The following is a 16597-nucleotide window of genomic DNA, read 5'->3' as shown; positions in this document are numbered from 1 at the left end:
ATTCTCTGATTAAAGTATTATAATCATTTGTTTTATTTGTCAAGCATTTATTTAATTATTTTCAGGTCTTTTCCGTTTTCCACTTCTTTGACATAACGATGTAGAATATGACGTTGAGCACGATGCCGACACATGTGGCTATCGGCGCTGCAAGTCCTATATTTGTAAGGCTCGCATCCGGCTGTATACTCATGTAATACGCCAGTGGAAGTCTCACAAGCAGAGTCTGTATAAGTCCCTGTATCATGACCCATAGTGACTTCTCATGTCCATTGAAATATCCTATCATACTGAACAGAACCGCGGTAAGTATAGTCTCAGGTGCAAAGCCCCTCAGGTACTCGAAGCCCCTCTTTATAACAGCCGAGTCAGTGGTAAAGATCGATGTCAGTTTGTCACCAAAGAACCACACGCCAATGAATACCACCACGCCGACAGAGAGTCCTATGCCCATACCGGTAAGCATCGCTTTTCTCGCTCTGTCCTCTTTTCCAGCCCCGACATTCTGCGATACAAATGAAGCCATAGACTGCATAAGCGAACTTGGTACCAGCATGGCAAAGCTGACTATCTTGCAGGCAACTCCATATCCGGATGATGCCTCCAGGCCAAGTCTGTTGATAAATGCACACAGCGCCAGAAATGACATCTGCGTGAGAAATTCCTGCATTGCAAGCGGAAGTCCAACTGAAAGCAATCTTCTGCACTGTCTGTTTAATCTGAAATCTTTTCTTGACATCTTAAATGGAAGCTTTTTCTTCTTCAGCAGCACAAGCGCAAGGACAACACTGACCGCCTGGGCAACCACTGTTGCTATGGCTGCACCCGCAGCGTCAAGATGACATCCCGCAACCAGGATAAGATCACCAATAACATTTACTATACATGCCACAAACACAAATATAAGAGGTGATTTGCTGTCTCCAAAACCTCTGAATATCGCAGTGAGCACATTGTAGGCCATAATGAAAAATATTCCGCCTCCGCATATCCTCACGTACGATGATGTAAGAGTGACCGCCTCTGCCGGTGCCTGCATCAACACGGACAAAGGTCTTGCAAACGTCACCATGACAACTGCCAACACCACCGCAAGTATTGCAAATATAGTCGTGGCGCCTCCAAGAAGCTCTCCTATCTGATCCGTATTCTTTTCGCCTATATATCTGGCAATAAGCACTGTGACACCCATAGCAAGTGCTGTTATCACAAATGTAACCAGATTGAGCACCTGGCTGCCTGTTGATACGGCTGAAAGCCCCGCCGTCGAACCGAATCTTCCAACCACCAGCAGATCAACCGCACCATATGCAGCCTGAAGTATCAGTGCTCCAAGAATCGGTCCCATGAATGGGAGCATTTTTCTAATTATACTTCCTTGTGTAAAATCTGTTTTATCCTGTACACTCATCTTATGTCTTGACTCCTTTTGCTCATAACATCATAAATTTTTTCAATGGTCGCTATCATAATATCTGCATCTTCATCTGTGATATCGGTAAGAGACTCCCCCAGTCCTGTGAAATACTCATCAACATATTTGCCAACCAGATCTCTGCCAGCCTGAGTGCTCCTGATATACACAAAACGTCCATCCGCCTCTGAAGCCTTCTTTTCCACAAATCCCAAGCGTTCCATATCCTTTATCGTCTTTGTCACGCCCGGTCTTGGGAGCCCCAGCTCATCACTTATATCACTGACCTTTACATCAGTCTCAGACCTCTCAAATCTCGTTATCACATCAAGATAATGTATATGAGTCGGTGTGACTCCATTTGGCAGCTTTGGCATCATATCTCTGACTCTCTTAGCTTGATAGCAGGCATCCATCACCTGTTTTATCTTTTCCTTTGTCATAGCATTCCTTCCTGTAAATTTATCAAATATTATTTTATTGTTATTTCGTATAATTACTTTAGGTAATTATCATTGGTAAGTATATTCATATTTTTCTTTTTGTCAAGGGGTATACAAACTCTTCATATGCCCGTTTAATACATTAACCACCATGCAAAAAAAATGCTCCACCTGATTCTCTCACAGATGAAGCATTTAATTATTCAATCCTTTTTACTAACTACCTTTACTATCCCTATAACCGATTCGATCAATACCACCGCCACAAATGGTATTCCCGCAAGCGTAATAGCAAACATCATATATTCGATTCCATTCAGCAGATGCTCCCATCCTCCTGTAGCCTGCGGCACTATCCACATTTCATTGATAACCAGAGCACCGATCAGGAATCCCAGTATCAATCCACTGATCATCCACGCCGCACAGATTATGGCGACATCTTTCAGCCGCACAATCTGATTATCGTATATCCATTTTCTGAATATAATATACAGAATTACGCATATCAGGGGTACAGCAAATACAACGACCAGATTATAACTATCATTATATGTTTCTTCCATGTAATCAGACAGCGTCATAATGCTCCAGCATATGAGTTGTACTACCAGACATATCAATATTTTCTTCTTCATATGCAAACTCCCCACCACATCTACTTTTTACATACTATAATAAAGTTCTTCACATTACAATTTAATTAAAATTATAATATGCTTTTACTCAGATCAGATATCTGCCAGCAAGCCCCACGATCACCTGCATCCCGCCGGAAAGCAGCATCACCCACACAGGATTCAGTTTGAATTTTCTAAGCAGAACAACACTTACCGCAAATATCACCACGAGATTCCACTTAGTTCCAGCGATACTTATCATGTCAATCCCAGACCAGACCGCCGTCACGAATATCGAAACTCCCGCTGACGCGATCATCGCCACAACCGCAGGTCTTATTCCTCCGAGCAGTTCCTGAAGGATGTCCTGTTTGCGGTATTTCAGATAAAGTCTTACTATGACTGTGACTATGATACATGAAGGAAGTATACATCCGAGTGTGGCAACCACCGCGCCGACATATCCAGCCACCCGGAGTCCCACAAATGTCGCCGAATTGACCGCTATAGGGCCTGGAGTCATCTGGGATATAGTGATCAAATCCGTGAACTCTGACATGGTCATCCACCCATGTATCTTCACTATCTGTCCCTGTATAAGCGGCATGGCGGCATAACCTCCTCCGAAACTGAAGAGTCCTATCTGGAAGAAACTTAGGAATAACTGCAAATAGATCATTATTCCATCCCCCCTTTGTCGGGATGTTTTTCAGGATTTCCGTCAGAGGTATCCTCTGTCTTTTTATGCCCACGCCCTCTTCTTTTCTCAAGCTGTCCTCTACAAACACCGACAAGTCCACAGACAATTACTATGAACACGACATTTATCTCCAATATGTAGGATGCAACAAATGCAGCTATCATGATCAATATCTCCAGATCATCCTTCTGCTTTACTATGTCTGCTCCCATATCATATGTGACGGATGCGATAACCGCAGCTACACCGGCCTGCATTCCCTCCAGCATCTCACTGATCACCCAGTTAGTCCTGAACGCGCTGTAACAGTAAGATATGATGGATATGATGACAAATGGCGGTATGATCGTTCCGATTATGGCCACCAGTGCCCCTGCCATGCCGCACAGTTTATAGCCCACCGCTATCGCTCCATTTATCGCGATCGGTCCCGGTGACGACTGGGCTATGGCCACAAAATCAAGCATTTCGTCCTGCTCTATCCAGTGGTTTTCATCCACAAACTTTTTCTTCATAAGAGATACGATGACGTATCCTCCCCCGAAGGTAAAGGCGCTCAGATATAATGTTGTTATGAATATCTTCAGAAGAGTCTTACTCTTTTTTCCTCTTTCCATAATATACCTTTCTCGTGAAAACGTTTTCACGCTCCAGGTACAAGTATATGCCTATTCGAGAAATTTAGGAAACATTTTTTATACAAACATTTTATTTTATCAGTCTGAACTTCTTCGCAAACCTCACAATAAGACCTCCCTTAGGCATATTGAGAAGTTCCTCCTCCGTATATCCTCCGGCTTTGAGTATAGCCACCGCATAGAATATGATCGCCACAAATACTGCAACAAACATCGCGATCACCCAGTTGCCGAGAAGCTTCCTGCAGCACTCATATACAATGATCGTAACAACACCCATGAAGATAGATGCTATAGTAGGTGCAACGTATATTCGCCTGTTGTCCATCTTGCCGGTCTTGTACTTTGTGAGCGAACGCTGGTTGAATATACATATGAGCAGTGAGTTCACTATCGAACCAAATACCAGTGCATAAAGTGCCCAGTCTGTGCAGTACAGCATAACAACAAGAACCACCACATGTATCACCAGTGCAAGGGTGGCATTGATAACCGGTGCCATCACCTTACCCATGGCCTGAAGCACACTGTTGGTTACAGTTGACTGTGCAAAGAACACTATGGATATGAATCCAAGATACATACATTTGGCTGCCATCGGATCCGCACCTGAGAACAGGAGCTGTATTATAGGCTTAGCCAGGACTCCCATTCCAACCGCACACGGTATGGTGACCAGCATGGACATGCTGAGCGCCTGATTCAGGAGTTTATTGGTTTTCTGCATGTCATTTCTTGCATACGCACCGGATATTCCCGGAATATATGCGATTCCAACTGAAGCTGCTATGGCAAGCGGAAGGTTCGTGAGAACTGTATACTGTCCTGAGTAAATTCCATACAGCTTTGCCATCTCCAGGGAATCCATGCCCTTCATCTTCATGACCACATAGAATACCTTCATGTCTATAGGTGTGAGCACGTTATACACCACTGCTGCCACCACGATAGGTGTGACTGTGGCAATGATTATTCTGAATAACTTTCCATAGGATTCGGTGTCTGGACTTGTATCGTTCTTCACAGACTCCATGATACCCTTTCTTCTTCTCGCATAAGCGAACAGTATGAATATCAATCCTCCAAGGACTCCGGCACCTGTACCCATGGCACTTCCGGCAGAACCATACTTTGCATGCTCGGTTGTTCCAGCGGCAAATGGCTTTGCAAGCATATACGCAGCGACGATACTGACTACTGCATTTGCAAGCTGCTCTATGATCTGTGATATAGATGTAGGCACCATCGTGTTGTATGCCTGCAGATATCCTCTGAATATTGCAAGAAAGCCCGATATAAATATAGTAGGGGCAAGTATCTTAAGACTTAAGACTGCATTTGGCTGGTCACTTACAAACCATTCGGCTCCAAAGTACGTGATCAGTGCCGCCACAGCACCCGCTATGACTACATATATAAATGTACAGTAGTATATACGTCTGGCACTCTTGTACTGTCCCATAGCTATCTTACCGGCAACAAGCTTCGACACTGCTGTAGGAATACTGTATGTGGCGATCATTATGACCATGGCGTATATTGCATACGCTGAACCATAATATCCATTTCCCTCATCTCCAAGTATCTGATACAGAGGTGATCTGTACAGAAGGCCGATGATCCTCGACACGATTCCGGCTCCCGCCAGGATTCCTGCCTGAAGCGCCAGATTACTTCCCTTTCCTGATAGCTTTCCTTTCTTTGCCGTACCGGTATTTGTACTCATATCTAACTCCTTATTGCCATTTCTAAATCACTGTTGTAAAATTCAATTTGTATCTTTGATATATATCACAAACTATATATATACCAATTTTATGCAGTTAATTCAACCATAATATTTATAAACACGATGCATATTATGACCCAATATACCACAAGGAGGAACTTTAACAATGGAATACTCTTCACTTCCAAAGGATCCTATGGTGCTTCTCAGCTTCATCAACACGAAGCTCAGAGATGACTATCCAAGTCTTGACGAGCTCTGCAGCTCACTATGTGTAAATGCAGATGATATCAAGAGTAAGCTCGCATCCATCGACTATTCATACGATGCAGAAAAGAACAGATTTGTGTAAAAGCAAATCTGTTCTTTTCTCTTTTGTCAGACAGGGACAGCATCTGCTTTCCCCGTGCTGATATTATGTTTTATTTATCCTGATTCCCGGAAATTTTTTTATCACTCTCCGGTTTTGCCTGACCATTTCCAACTTCTTCAGCGTCATCTTTGCTGTCAGCTTCCTTATCAGGCTCTGCATCACTTCCTACTATATTATTTGCAAGCTTTTCAGCGTCCGCCCTGCTGGCCACGCTCTTCATAACATGCATGAATTTATCAAATATACTGATAGGATCATCATCTGAATCATCGTCATCCTGAGACTGATCATCTGCATGCGCAGTGCCAGACTTCACATATTCATCATCTGGAAGATCTGATGGGTACTGAAGCATATGCTGCTTCTGCTTGAGCTTCCTTTTGTTCTCACGCTCCGCAAGCTTCTGCTCCGGCGTCTTCTTCTTGAACCTTATATCCTCTTCTTCCTCAGTTATATATATCGGCTCTCCCGTCTCCTCATCTATCCTGCGAATCTTCTCATACTCGGATGTCTTGAACGCAAGATTCTTCTCCTGCAGCTTTGCAGTGCATGTCCTGTTGATGTACATGTAACAGCAGGCAAATACAGGAACTCCGAGAAGCATTCCAAAGAATCCGAACAAACCGCCGCCAACTATGACCGCTGTGAGCACCCAGAAGCTTGAAAGTCCTGTGGTATCTCCGATGATCTTCGGTCCGAGGATATTTCCATCAAACTGCTGCAGTACAAGTATAACAATGAGCAGCACAAGACTCTTTATAGGATCTGCAATGAGCACGATGAAGAAACATGGCACAGCTCCTATGATAGGTCCGAAGAACGGTATGACATTTGTCACTCCAACGATAACACTTATCAGAACCGCATATGGCAGATTGAGTATCGTTGATACTATGAACATGATCATTCCTATAATAAGTGAATCAAGTATCTTTCCGTTTATAAACTGACCAAATATCCTGTTCATCTCTGAAAGTCCGTCAAGGATAGTATTTGCATTCTTCACCTTGAATACCGCATATATTATCTTCTTTCCCCTTGAAGCAAGATATTCCTTGTTTGCCATCACATATATCGAAGCAACAATGCCTATAAGGAAATTGTACAGGAACTTAAGTCCTGAGAACACTCCACTTCCTATGTTCACCACGATCTTGTCCACATTTGGCATGATCTTGGTATTCAGCATATCCTGAACCTTGAGATATGCATTGTTCATATACTTGTTGATCTGATCCTCAGGTATATTGAGCTTCTGGAACTTCTCATTTATATTCTCCACCATCGTCTGAAGGTTGGAATAATAGGTATCCATGTTGCCCACAAGCTGCTTGATACTGTCGTAGAGCTGAGGAACCACCAGCCACACTATTCCGGTTATGATTCCAAGGAACACTATGGTAGTTAAAATAACCGACAAAGTTCTCGAAACCTTGAACAATTTTTTCTTATCCGATATGATTCTCTCCTGGAATATCGTATGAAATAATCTGTCGAAAAAAACAAGTATCGGGTTCATGAGAAACGCAATGACTGCGCCCACTATGATCGGTGCAAATGCACTCGATATCTTGTCAAGTATCGCACGAAATCCCGACCATTGCTCCAGTATCTTATTAAAAAGGAGTCCGACAACGATTATTCCTATGACCGCCAGACTTATGTTGAGAATTCTTTTCTTCTTATTATTAACAGCCAACTTCTTCTCTCCCATTCTTTAGCATGTGTTTATTATATTAGTTTTTCCAAACCTGTTCAATACAGCTTACGCAAAATTAACCATACATTTATCACTTAATCTCATAAATTTTATAATTCGTGCATATAATGCACTTTAGGGGATAGTATGTTCAGAAAATTTATGTTGTTTACCCTACTGTTTTTTAGTAAAATGAGAACTAGCCAAGGGCAAATGCGAAAAGTATCGCATACCAGGATTTCCTAAACGAGGGAGGTGTTCTATATGAATTGGGAGATTGCAACCTGGCTTATCATATTTGCCGTATGTCTCATTGCTGAGATCATATCGCTTGGACTTACAACCATCTGGGCATGTGGAGGAGCCCTGGTGGCAATGATCATCGCTTTTTTCAGCGGATCGCTGCCACTACAGATCGTTGCATTTCTTGTTGTCACCACTATTCTTTTCTTCACGACAAGACCGATTGCCAAGAAGCATCTTGACAACCAACTGGTGAAGACAAACGTAGAAAGTCTTATCGGCAAACACGTTATCGTATCTGCTGACATAGACAATCTCAAGTCCACCGGTCAGGTCTTGATCAACGGAGTTGAGTGGACAGCAAGATCCAAACATGGCGATACCATTGAAACCGGAACCGAGGTCGTGATCGACGAGATATCCGGAGTCAAAGCAATCGTAGAAAAGGCAGGAAAGCCGGCAATATAAAGCTAAGGGCTTATCAGCTTAAGACACACACATTTTTAATTAAGGAGATTATTATGGACGGAGCAGGAATTTCACTTATTATCATTTTATGTCTGATCGTAATCGTTATTATTTGCAGTACGATCAAGATCGTGCCACAGGCACACGCTTATGTAATTGAGAGACTTGGAACATATCAGGCAACATGGTCTGTTGGACTTCACATGAAGATGCCTGTTATCGATAAGGTAGCCAAGAAGGTTACACTCAAGGAGCAGGTTGTTGACTTCGCTCCACAGCCGGTTATCACAAAGGATAACGTAACAATGAGGATCGACACAGTCGTATTCTTCCAGATCACAGATCCTAAGCTTTTCAGCTACGGAGTTGAGAATCCTATCATGGCCATCGAGAACCTGACAGCTACCACACTTCGTAACATCATCGGTGATCTCGAGCTTGACCAGACACTTACATCAAGAGAGACCATCAACACCAAGATGAGAGCAACACTTGACGAGGCTACTGATCCTTGGGGAATCAAGGTCAACAGAGTAGAGCTCAAGAACATCATCCCTCCTGCAGCTATTCAGGATGCCATGGAGAAGCAGATGAAGGCAGAGCGTGAGAGACGTGAGCAGATCCTCCGTGCTGAAGGTGAGAAGAAGTCAGCCATCCTCATCGCAGAAGGTAACAAGCAGTCAGTCATCCTTGAGGCCGAGGCTGAGAAGGCTTCTCAGATCCTCCGTGCTGAGGCTAAGAAGGAAGCAACTATCAAGGAAGCCGAAGGTCAGGCACAGGCTATCCTCGCTGTACAGCAGGCAAATGCAGATGGTATCAGAGCACTGAATGAGTCAATGCCTACAAATCAGGTCATCACTCTAAAGAGCCTGGAAGCATTTACAAAGGCTGCAGACGGCAAGGCTACCAAGATCATCATCCCATCAGAGATACAGGGAATCGCAGGTCTCACCTCTTCTATTGTAGAGGTTGCCAAGAGCACTGAAGCTGCTGCCATATCAAAGCAGTAAGCAAAGAGATTAATCACAAAAGGCATACATGACAGTACATTTCACTGTACCGTCCATGTATGCCTTTTCTTATAACTTCATATGTATATCATTCAGGATATTATAATAGTCTTTCATATATAGAAACATATATAGTATTATTGCTCCGGAACCGGAAGTCTTGCGGTCTCATGCTGCAGTTCATCCAGCACTGATCCAAATTCATATGTAACATTTATGATCTTATCCTGCCCCTTCGGGATACCGTACACAACATATTGATACACCACAGACATTGGGGTAAGGGCATCATCTGTATATTCACCATAGAAAATCTTTCTCTTTATTGGATCCGTATCACTGTCCGTATCTATAACCACAATGTCAAAGTTTCCTGTTCTCGCGCCGTGATTTAACAGTATATCGCTCACCAGATAATAGTCATAACTGTCATAATCAAATTCCACTTCACTCAGATAACTTATCTCATCAGTGGTAATTTTCGCCCCACCAGGAAGAGTATATTTCTTATCATTCTCAATTTTCTGTCCATACTCTCCATCGTATATTTTGTATAACTTTCCTTTAGGAGTGTCAAGCTTACTCACATCATACCAAACCGACGCATCAGCCTTTTCACCTACCACATACATAATATTTGTAGGAGTAGACTGACCTTTCGGTGAATCAGGATCATCATTCTGGCAGTATACTACCATATACCCATAATCACCTGACCTGACCATAAAGTACATATGTCCATGATCAGCATCCACTACTTCTGATATGTCATTGACATCTGCATATCCATCATATGACACCAAAATGTCTATGTCCTCCTGACTCATAGGTTCCAACATCATACAAGATTTTGATCTGAGATATACATCAAAATAATTCCTTCCGTCTGGCATACCCTCTGCATCTGAACTTCCATCGTCCGGAGCATCCATCTCATATTCCATGTCGTACACTACATATCCTTCGGGAACATCGGCATCTTCAAGCTCTATCGGCTCCACTGAATTGATCGTTAACCACGCCGTATTTCCAGCAGGATCCACATTCACCATCTTGTCTCCAAATGCATATCCTTTGACCGGGATACTATCAACATAATAATTCCCATCGCCACTGTATATTTCATCATCTGTATCCTCATATTCGTCTTCTGATCCTACATCAAACCCAAGACTTTTGTCATGATCTGACGTGAGCGCCGAATAAACGGTCCCCAAACTTATTATCAGGAAAAATACAATGATAATTATCATGCTGACTTTTTCTAGTCTCTTTTCATTATCGAGTACGTCTTTTTCTTTCTTCTTGAACCACTCGCTGTGCACGTTTCCATACTGTTTATTCTTGTCTTCAGTATATGATGTCTGATCCTGATTGTAATCTCCGGCATCTGACGAGGCTGCTCCGCTTTCAAACTGCCCATCTCTGTTTTTTTCCACATACCACGAACCGCATCTCGGACACATATATCCTGTCTTTTCGGGATCGAATTTTTTACCGCAGCTTTTGCATGTAACCTTCACTCATTCACCTCATCTGTCATTCTTGCTTACGTTGTTGTACTGAAAGAAGTCTATCCTGTGATCTTTGAAGTAATACTTTGCATCTCGCTCATTCACCTCTCGAAGCACCTTACACGGGTTTCCGACAGCCACTACATTTGATGGTATATCCGTTGCAACCATACTTCCAGCTCCTATGACGGTGTTATCACCTATAGTTACCCCCGGAAGTATCGTAACTCCTGCACCTATCCAGCAGTTCTTGCCTATTGTTATAGGTGCATTGTACTGATAGCCCTGTTTTCTGAGCTCAGGATTTATTGGATGTCCCGCTGTTGCCAGAGTTACATTTGGTCCAAACATGGTGTAGTCACCAACGTAAATATGTGTGTCATCCACCATTGTAAGGTTGAAATTCGCATATATATTGCTGCCCCAGTGAACAAATTTGCCGCCCCAGTTTGCATGGAGTGGTGGCTCTATATAGCAGTTGTCTCCTATCTCCTCAAACATCTCCTTGAGCATCTGCTGACGCTTGACCATCTCTGTTGGTCTGGTCATATTGAAGTCATATAATCTGTCCAGACACTTTATCTGCTCTCTGGCGATATCCTCATCGCCCGGAAGATAAAGCTCACATGTGTGCATCTTTTCCAGCTCTGATTTTCCCATTGTAAATACCTCCTGTATTTTATTTTTGTCTTCATAAACCCGCCATGTTGTAAATCCGTTTCTTTTTGACATCGTGGATTATCACATCATGATCACACTGGCTATATGAAAGCAACAGGCACCACCAAGCCGCACTAAAGCGCCCATGATGATGCCTGTTATATCGTCGTATATACATTATATTCAAATGTACATACATGGCGCACTCGGCACCATATATATCATTTAGTTGTACTTGTAGTAATTGATGAGGCAGCCATCTGTTATGATCTGTCTCTCATCGTCTGTGAGTTCTCCAAGTCTCAGCTCTATCTCAGCAAAATCCTTGTTCACAACATATGCCTTGATGACCTCTGTCTTGTTCTTCACCGCATCCTTGATTCCCGGGATGAATACATAGTCGTCATTGTCAAAGTCAAAATCCTTATCGATGACAAATGGAAGCATACCCCAGTTGATAAGGTTTGATCTGTATCTCTTTGTAGCGTATTCCTTTGCAATGTTTGCCCATCCACCGAGAACCTTCTGGCATGATGCAGCCTGCTCACGGGCTGAACCGTCACCCGGCTTAACAGCATAAATGGTACTTCCAACACCTGTGTTGCTTCCGCATACGTCCTCAAACTTCTCCTTGATGGCATGCATAACTTCCTTGACCTCTGGGAATGCCTTACCCATGCACTCACCTGCCTCACGAACCTTCTCTACAGCCTGGATAGCCTTCGCTCTTCCAACGTACTCAGGATCCTTTCTTGACAGAGTGAACTCTGCAAGTCCAAGAGGATTTGATCTGTATGATGAAGTCTCTCCTGATGGGATAAGCTCATCTGTTGTTGTTACAGGATCATGTATAACTGATGCCACCTTGAGGAGAAGGTTGTCTGTAAGAGGAACCATCTCAGGCCAGTCCTTGATGTTTGGACCAAACTTGATCTCAACCGAAGGATCAGCCTTTCCAACACCATTGTAAACTCTTCTGTCGTATATAGCCTTGTCGAAGAAATACTTTGGATGTGTGTACTCTATATCTGCAAGGTCTGTTGCTGATGTCAGATAGCCCTTGTTGGCTGCAGTTGCTGCGATAGAACGCGCATCCATAAGCGCAACAGATGAGATCTGACCATTCTGTATCTTTGAGCCCTCTCTGTTAGGGAAGTTTCTTGTTGAATGTCTGATGGAGAATGCATTGTTGGCAGGTGTATCACCGGCACCAAAGCAAGGTCCACAAAATGCTGTCTTAACGATAGAACCTGTCTCGATGAGATCAGTCAGAACACCGTTCTTTGCAAGCTGCATATATATAGGTGTACTTGCAGGATATACTGACAGTGTGAACTCGTCAGCGCCTATGCTCTTGCCTCTGAGGATATCAGCCGCATCGCAGATATTCTCATATCCACCACCGGCACATCCGGCGATGATTCCCTGCTCAACATACAGCTTGCCATCTCTTACCTTATCCTTGAGTGTAAAGTCGACCTTGCCGTCAAGGCTTACAAGTGCACGCTTCTCAACATCATCAAGGATATCCATGAGGTTTGCATTCAGCTCGTCGATGGTGTATGTGTTGCTTGGGTGGAATGGCATAGCTATCATTGGCTTAACTGTTGACAGATCTACATATACGACTCCGTCATAGTAAGCCACATCGCCAGGATTCATCTCCTTGTATGCCTCACTTCTTCCGTGAATGTCATACCAATCCTTTATCTTGTCATCTGTCTTCCATATTGATGACAGACATGTTGTCTCTGTTGTCATAACATCAATACCGATACGGAAATCTGCTGAGAGCTTGTCAACACCAGGACCAACGAACTCCATGACCTTATTCTTGACATATCCGCAGCCAAATGTTGCTCCGATGATGGCAAGTGCCACATCCTGAGGACCAACCCCCTTCTGTACCTCTCCGTCGAGATAGATTGCGATAACGCCCGGCTTTGCAACATCGTATGTCTTACACAGGAGCTGCTTTGCGAGCTCACCGCCGCCCTCTCCAATAGCCATAGTACCAAGAGCACCGTAACGTGTATGTGAGTCTGATCCAAGTATCATGGCGCCACACTCTGCCAGCATCTCTCTTGCAAACTGATGGATGACCGCCTGATGAGGTGGTACATACACGCCGCCATACTTCTTCGCACATGAGAGGCCAAACATATGGTCATCCTCATTGATGGTTCCACCTACGGCACACAGTGAGTTGTGACAGTTTGTAAGTACATATGGTATAGGGAACTCCTTAAGACCTGATGCTCTTGCTGTCTGGATGATTCCTACAAATGTTATATCATGTGAAGTCATCTTATCGAATTTGATCTTAAGATTCTCCATATTGTCAGATGTGTTATGCTTAGCCAATATTCCGTAAGCAAGTGTGTTCTTTGATGCCTCTTCCTTTGATGGAGCACTGCCAAGCTTTGATGCGAGAACCGCACCTGCCTCAGCATTATCCTCAACCAGCTCTGTACCATGTAACAGATAAGCACCGTTGTCAAATAATTTAATCATACTCTTCCTCCTGGTAATAGCTTTTTGTCATTTATGGAATTGCACACAGATGTATACAAAACCCCATGTTTCTCTACATCATACCATATTATTTTCAAATTTTAAATAGTATTATATTACAGCTTAACGCAAAAAATCTGCCATACATGCTCAGGCACATATGGCAGATCCTATGCATCAAATTGAATATACTGTACAGATACCCTTAACCGAAATACCTGTACCTGATACATCCTATCTGACACTATATAATCAATCTCCCCTCAGAGTTAATTATCCTCTGTTACATACACTATACTATTTGTATAATTTTTCCAATAGTTTTGGCAAAAATCGACACAAACGACGCGTATAACAACCTGAACGACATAAATTTTCGTGTACAACACACATATACTTTAATTATACCTATTGTAGAAATTCCCATTTGTATGATAGAATGTTCCTGATATGTTAATAATTTAAGAGTTTTGTTTATCTATCAATTTTTCACAGGAGTGTTTGATTATGAATTTTCTGATTGTTGAGGATGACAATATCCAGCTTACCGGCTTAAAACATATAATTGAAGAAGAGTACGCAGACGCTGTTGTCAACACTGCATCAACTTACAACGATGCCATAACAATAATAGATTCATTTGATATTGATATCTTTTTACTGGACATTGATCTCGGTGGAGGAAAGACCGGATTGGATGTATGTGGTTATCTCCGAAGAATTCCCAAATACAATGACACACCTGTCATCTTCATCACCGACATCACCGTTCCAAACCTTGATGTCATCAACAAGTATCATTGCCAGTATTATTTCTCAAAGCCTTATGACAGAATCGATGTCGTAGGAGGGATCAACTCGGTGCTCACACAGCCTGACGACCAGACATCAAGGATCCGCGTAAAGGATATCCAGGGAATACTTTTCCATATAAGCATGGATGAAATAATTTATGTATGTGCATCCGGCCACCACAAGCACATTTTCACATCCGACGGCGATTTTATCGTCACCAACCCGACCTTCGAGTCAATTTTGCAGGCTGCTGGTGATGTACCTCTGGTCAGATGCCACAAAAGCTATTACTTCAATCCCGACTACATACAGAGCTACGACAGATCCAATTCACTTATAACGCTGAAACTGGCTCAAGAATCCATACCGGTCGGGCGCAAATACAAAACTATTATAGAAACTTACCAGGAGAACAGATAATGGCTGCATATTTTGATTTTCTTTCCAAGATACTGTTTGATACCTTTGTATTTTTAGTATTCTTGATGGCGATATATAATGTAAAATTTTCCCAGATAGCAAAGAGACTTCCACCTTTGCTTCTGCTGACTTTACCAGTCTCTCTGATTGCCACAGTTACAGACTCCATGTTAATATTCACACTGATAACATACATATACTGCTTTGTATTCTACTCTCTGGTATTCCGATATCCGCCGATGAAGATCATAACGGGATACGCAATTACACTTATCATCATGACTATACTGAACCTCATCCAGATGGTTGTCATCATGCAGTTTACGGACAATCCATTCACCAACACTTCAACATATATAACCGAAGCCATGGCTTTCATCATAGCTATACTTTTATACAAATTCGGACATATGGATAAGCTGTACGATGCTCTTATAGTGAAAAATCAGGTATCCAGGAATATAATACTCGCAGTATTTGCCCTCATGGTATCTATGGTTTTATACCAGCGTATATCCCCTAAGGACTTCATGAATATATTTATGACTTTCCTGTTTATAGTCATACTTATCCTCATTTTATACTCGGGAATGTACAAGAACTATATGAGCCTCAGAGAATCCCGGAAGCAACTACAGTCATATGAACAGTATCTTCCTATTATAGAGGATCTGATAGATCAGGTGCGCATGAGACAGCATGACTACAACAATGAGCTTCAGGCCATCAGCATGCTGCCGATCAGTTACACTGATTATGATTCCCTCGCTGCTGCCCTTTCAAATGAGCTGGATACCTCCTGCAATGACCATGTCATCAAGAATTCGTATCTTCTGAGGATCAACATGAAACTGATCGCAGGTTTTCTGTTCAGCAAGATGAACCTTGCGCAGGAGCATAATATTAATCTGGATATAGATGTCAAAAATTCCACACTCACATCCAAGGCAGCGGAATTTGAGCTTCTGGATGTCATGAGCATTCTGGTGGACAATGCATTTGACGCAACTGAGGACGGAGGTATGATAAAAGTCATCATAGACTCTGACGGCAAGACTACCACCGTTGAAACCTTCAATGCCGGATCGCAGCTCACCGCGGAAATGCGCAAGAACTTCTTCGCAAAGGGCTACTCGACCAAGCCTCTGAAGGATGGAGCTTATTCCAGAGGTATCGGACTTTACAAGCTGAAACAGCTCACATCCAAGTACCATGGTGAAATACTGCTGGACAATCAGACGGTGGATGGACAGAACTGTATCCACTTTGTCGTCAGCATATAATAAATTTTATGATCCCAAATGCTTTTTTATAGTTTTCAGATAACTTATCCCATCGTTAAATCCAACATTTTTAG

The 16597-nt window shown here is 42.8% G+C and carries 15 protein-coding genes; 5 read left to right on the top strand and 10 right to left on the bottom strand.

Going from position 1 to position 16597, the window contains the following annotated elements:
* Nucleotides 1-61 precede the first annotated feature (61 nt).
* From ABUA34_RS02365 to ABUA34_RS02340, 6 genes are all read right to left on the bottom strand, one after another.
* A complete protein-coding gene (locus tag ABUA34_RS02365; RefSeq protein ID WP_055272676.1) occupies nucleotides 62-1411 on the bottom strand; it encodes an MATE family efflux transporter in 1350 nt (449 codons plus the stop codon).
* On the bottom strand, nucleotides 1408-1857 hold the full coding sequence (locus ABUA34_RS02360) for a MarR family winged helix-turn-helix transcriptional regulator (RefSeq protein WP_015533176.1): 450 nt from the start codon (nucleotides 1855-1857) through the stop codon (nucleotides 1408-1410). The genes ABUA34_RS02365 and ABUA34_RS02360 overlap by 4 nt, the downstream gene beginning before the upstream one ends.
* Nucleotides 1858-2060: 203 nt before the next feature.
* Nucleotides 2061-2495, bottom strand: coding sequence for a hypothetical protein (locus ABUA34_RS02355; RefSeq protein ID WP_022217204.1), 435 nt, complete (start codon nucleotides 2493-2495; stop codon nucleotides 2061-2063).
* Nucleotides 2496-2583: 88 nt separating this feature from the next.
* Nucleotides 2584-3156 carry a chromate transporter gene (locus tag ABUA34_RS02350; protein ID WP_015533178.1) on the bottom strand — a complete coding sequence of 191 codons (573 nt, stop codon included), beginning with the start codon at nucleotides 3154-3156 and terminating at the stop codon, nucleotides 2584-2586.
* On the bottom strand, nucleotides 3156-3794 hold the full coding sequence (locus tag ABUA34_RS02345; RefSeq protein ID WP_349822791.1) for a chromate transporter: 639 nt from the start codon (nucleotides 3792-3794) through the stop codon (nucleotides 3156-3158). The genes ABUA34_RS02350 and ABUA34_RS02345 overlap by 1 nt, the downstream gene beginning before the upstream one ends.
* A gap of 91 nt (nucleotides 3795-3885) precedes the next feature.
* Nucleotides 3886-5541 carry a putative polysaccharide biosynthesis protein gene (locus ABUA34_RS02340; protein WP_173795621.1) on the bottom strand — a complete coding sequence of 552 codons (1656 nt, stop codon included), beginning with the start codon at nucleotides 5539-5541 and terminating at the stop codon, nucleotides 3886-3888.
* A gap of 169 nt (nucleotides 5542-5710) precedes the next feature.
* Here ABUA34_RS02340 and ABUA34_RS02335 point away from each other — a divergent pair, with 169 nt between their 5' ends.
* Entirely contained in the window at nucleotides 5711-5896 is a 186-nt protein-coding gene (locus ABUA34_RS02335; RefSeq protein ID WP_015533181.1) for a DUF4250 domain-containing protein, read from the top strand.
* Between the two features lie 70 nt (nucleotides 5897-5966).
* Here ABUA34_RS02335 and ABUA34_RS02330 read toward each other — a convergent pair whose 3' ends face one another.
* The gene (locus ABUA34_RS02330) at nucleotides 5967-7631 is read right to left on the bottom strand and encodes an AI-2E family transporter (RefSeq protein WP_349822790.1); all 1665 of its coding nucleotides are present in this window, start codon (nucleotides 7629-7631) and stop codon (nucleotides 5967-5969) included.
* 249 nt (nucleotides 7632-7880) lie between these two features.
* Here ABUA34_RS02330 and ABUA34_RS02325 point away from each other — a divergent pair, with 249 nt between their 5' ends.
* Nucleotides 7881-8327 (top strand): NfeD family protein, encoded by a 447-nt coding sequence (locus ABUA34_RS02325; protein ID WP_015533182.1) that lies wholly within the window; start codon nucleotides 7881-7883, stop codon nucleotides 8325-8327.
* Nucleotides 8328-8380: 53 nt separating this feature from the next.
* A complete protein-coding gene (locus tag ABUA34_RS02320; RefSeq protein ID WP_022217199.1) occupies nucleotides 8381-9337 on the top strand; it encodes an SPFH domain-containing protein in 957 nt (318 codons plus the stop codon).
* Between the two features lie 137 nt (nucleotides 9338-9474).
* On the opposite strand, the gene ABUA34_RS02315 is transcribed toward ABUA34_RS02320, so the two are convergent.
* The 3 genes from ABUA34_RS02315 to ABUA34_RS02305 all read right to left on the bottom strand — a co-directional run bounded on the left by ABUA34_RS02315 (nucleotide 9475) and on the right by ABUA34_RS02305 (nucleotide 14025).
* Nucleotides 9475-10860 (bottom strand): hypothetical protein, encoded by a 1386-nt coding sequence (locus ABUA34_RS02315; protein WP_349822789.1) that lies wholly within the window; start codon nucleotides 10858-10860, stop codon nucleotides 9475-9477.
* Between the two features lie 9 nt (nucleotides 10861-10869).
* Nucleotides 10870-11511, bottom strand: coding sequence for a sugar O-acetyltransferase (locus ABUA34_RS02310; RefSeq protein WP_349822788.1), 642 nt, complete (start codon nucleotides 11509-11511; stop codon nucleotides 10870-10872).
* A gap of 225 nt (nucleotides 11512-11736) precedes the next feature.
* Entirely contained in the window at nucleotides 11737-14025 is a 2289-nt protein-coding gene (locus tag ABUA34_RS02305) for a hydratase (protein ID WP_349822787.1), read from the bottom strand.
* Between the two features lie 507 nt (nucleotides 14026-14532).
* On the opposite strand from ABUA34_RS02305, the gene ABUA34_RS02300 reads away from it, so the two are divergent.
* Both ABUA34_RS02300 and ABUA34_RS02295 read left to right on the top strand, forming a co-directional pair.
* Nucleotides 14533-15240, top strand: a complete 708-nt coding sequence (locus ABUA34_RS02300; protein ID WP_022217196.1) for a LytR/AlgR family response regulator transcription factor — start codon at nucleotides 14533-14535, stop codon at nucleotides 15238-15240.
* Nucleotides 15240-16523: a sensor histidine kinase gene (locus tag ABUA34_RS02295; protein WP_238050442.1), complete on the top strand. Its 1284-nt coding sequence runs from the start codon at nucleotides 15240-15242 to the stop codon at nucleotides 16521-16523. Before ABUA34_RS02300 ends, ABUA34_RS02295 begins: the two co-directional genes overlap by 1 nt.
* The last annotated feature ends 74 nt before the right edge of the window (nucleotides 16524-16597 follow it).

This window comes from Coprococcus sp. RTP21428st1_C9_RTP21428_210409, from assembly GCF_040227395.1.
GTDB lineage: Bacteria > Bacillota > Clostridia > Lachnospirales > Lachnospiraceae > Coprococcus > Coprococcus aceti.
Note: the sequence above shows the minus strand (reverse complement) of the source record. Positions and strands in the feature narration are given on the sequence as shown.

Coding starts and splice junctions, on each gene's coding strand:
- ABUA34_RS02365 (WP_055272676.1), bottom strand. CDS start 1,411: ATGAGTGTACAGGATAAAACAGATTTTACACAAGGAAGTATAATTAGA.
- ABUA34_RS02360 (WP_015533176.1), bottom strand. CDS start 1,857: ATGACAAAGGAAAAGATAAAACAGGTGATGGATGCCTGCTATCAAGCT.
- ABUA34_RS02355 (WP_022217204.1), bottom strand. CDS start 2,495: ATGAAGAAGAAAATATTGATATGTCTGGTAGTACAACTCATATGCTGG.
- ABUA34_RS02350 (WP_015533178.1), bottom strand. CDS start 3,156: ATGATCTATTTGCAGTTATTCCTAAGTTTCTTCCAGATAGGACTCTTC.
- ABUA34_RS02345 (WP_349822791.1), bottom strand. CDS start 3,794: ATGGAAAGAGGAAAAAAGAGTAAGACTCTTCTGAAGATATTCATAACA.
- ABUA34_RS02340 (WP_173795621.1), bottom strand. CDS start 5,541: ATGAGTACAAATACCGGTACGGCAAAGAAAGGAAAGCTATCAGGAAAG.
- ABUA34_RS02335 (WP_015533181.1), top strand. CDS start 5,711: ATGGAATACTCTTCACTTCCAAAGGATCCTATGGTGCTTCTCAGCTTC.
- ABUA34_RS02330 (WP_349822790.1), bottom strand. CDS start 7,631: ATGGGAGAGAAGAAGTTGGCTGTTAATAATAAGAAGAAAAGAATTCTC.
- ABUA34_RS02325 (WP_015533182.1), top strand. CDS start 7,881: ATGAATTGGGAGATTGCAACCTGGCTTATCATATTTGCCGTATGTCTC.
- ABUA34_RS02320 (WP_022217199.1), top strand. CDS start 8,381: ATGGACGGAGCAGGAATTTCACTTATTATCATTTTATGTCTGATCGTA.
- ABUA34_RS02310 (WP_349822788.1), bottom strand. CDS start 11,511: ATGGGAAAATCAGAGCTGGAAAAGATGCACACATGTGAGCTTTATCTT.
- ABUA34_RS02305 (WP_349822787.1), bottom strand. CDS start 14,025: ATGATTAAATTATTTGACAACGGTGCTTATCTGTTACATGGTACAGAG.
- ABUA34_RS02300 (WP_022217196.1), top strand. CDS start 14,533: ATGAATTTTCTGATTGTTGAGGATGACAATATCCAGCTTACCGGCTTA.
- ABUA34_RS02295 (WP_238050442.1), top strand. CDS start 15,240: ATGGCTGCATATTTTGATTTTCTTTCCAAGATACTGTTTGATACCTTT.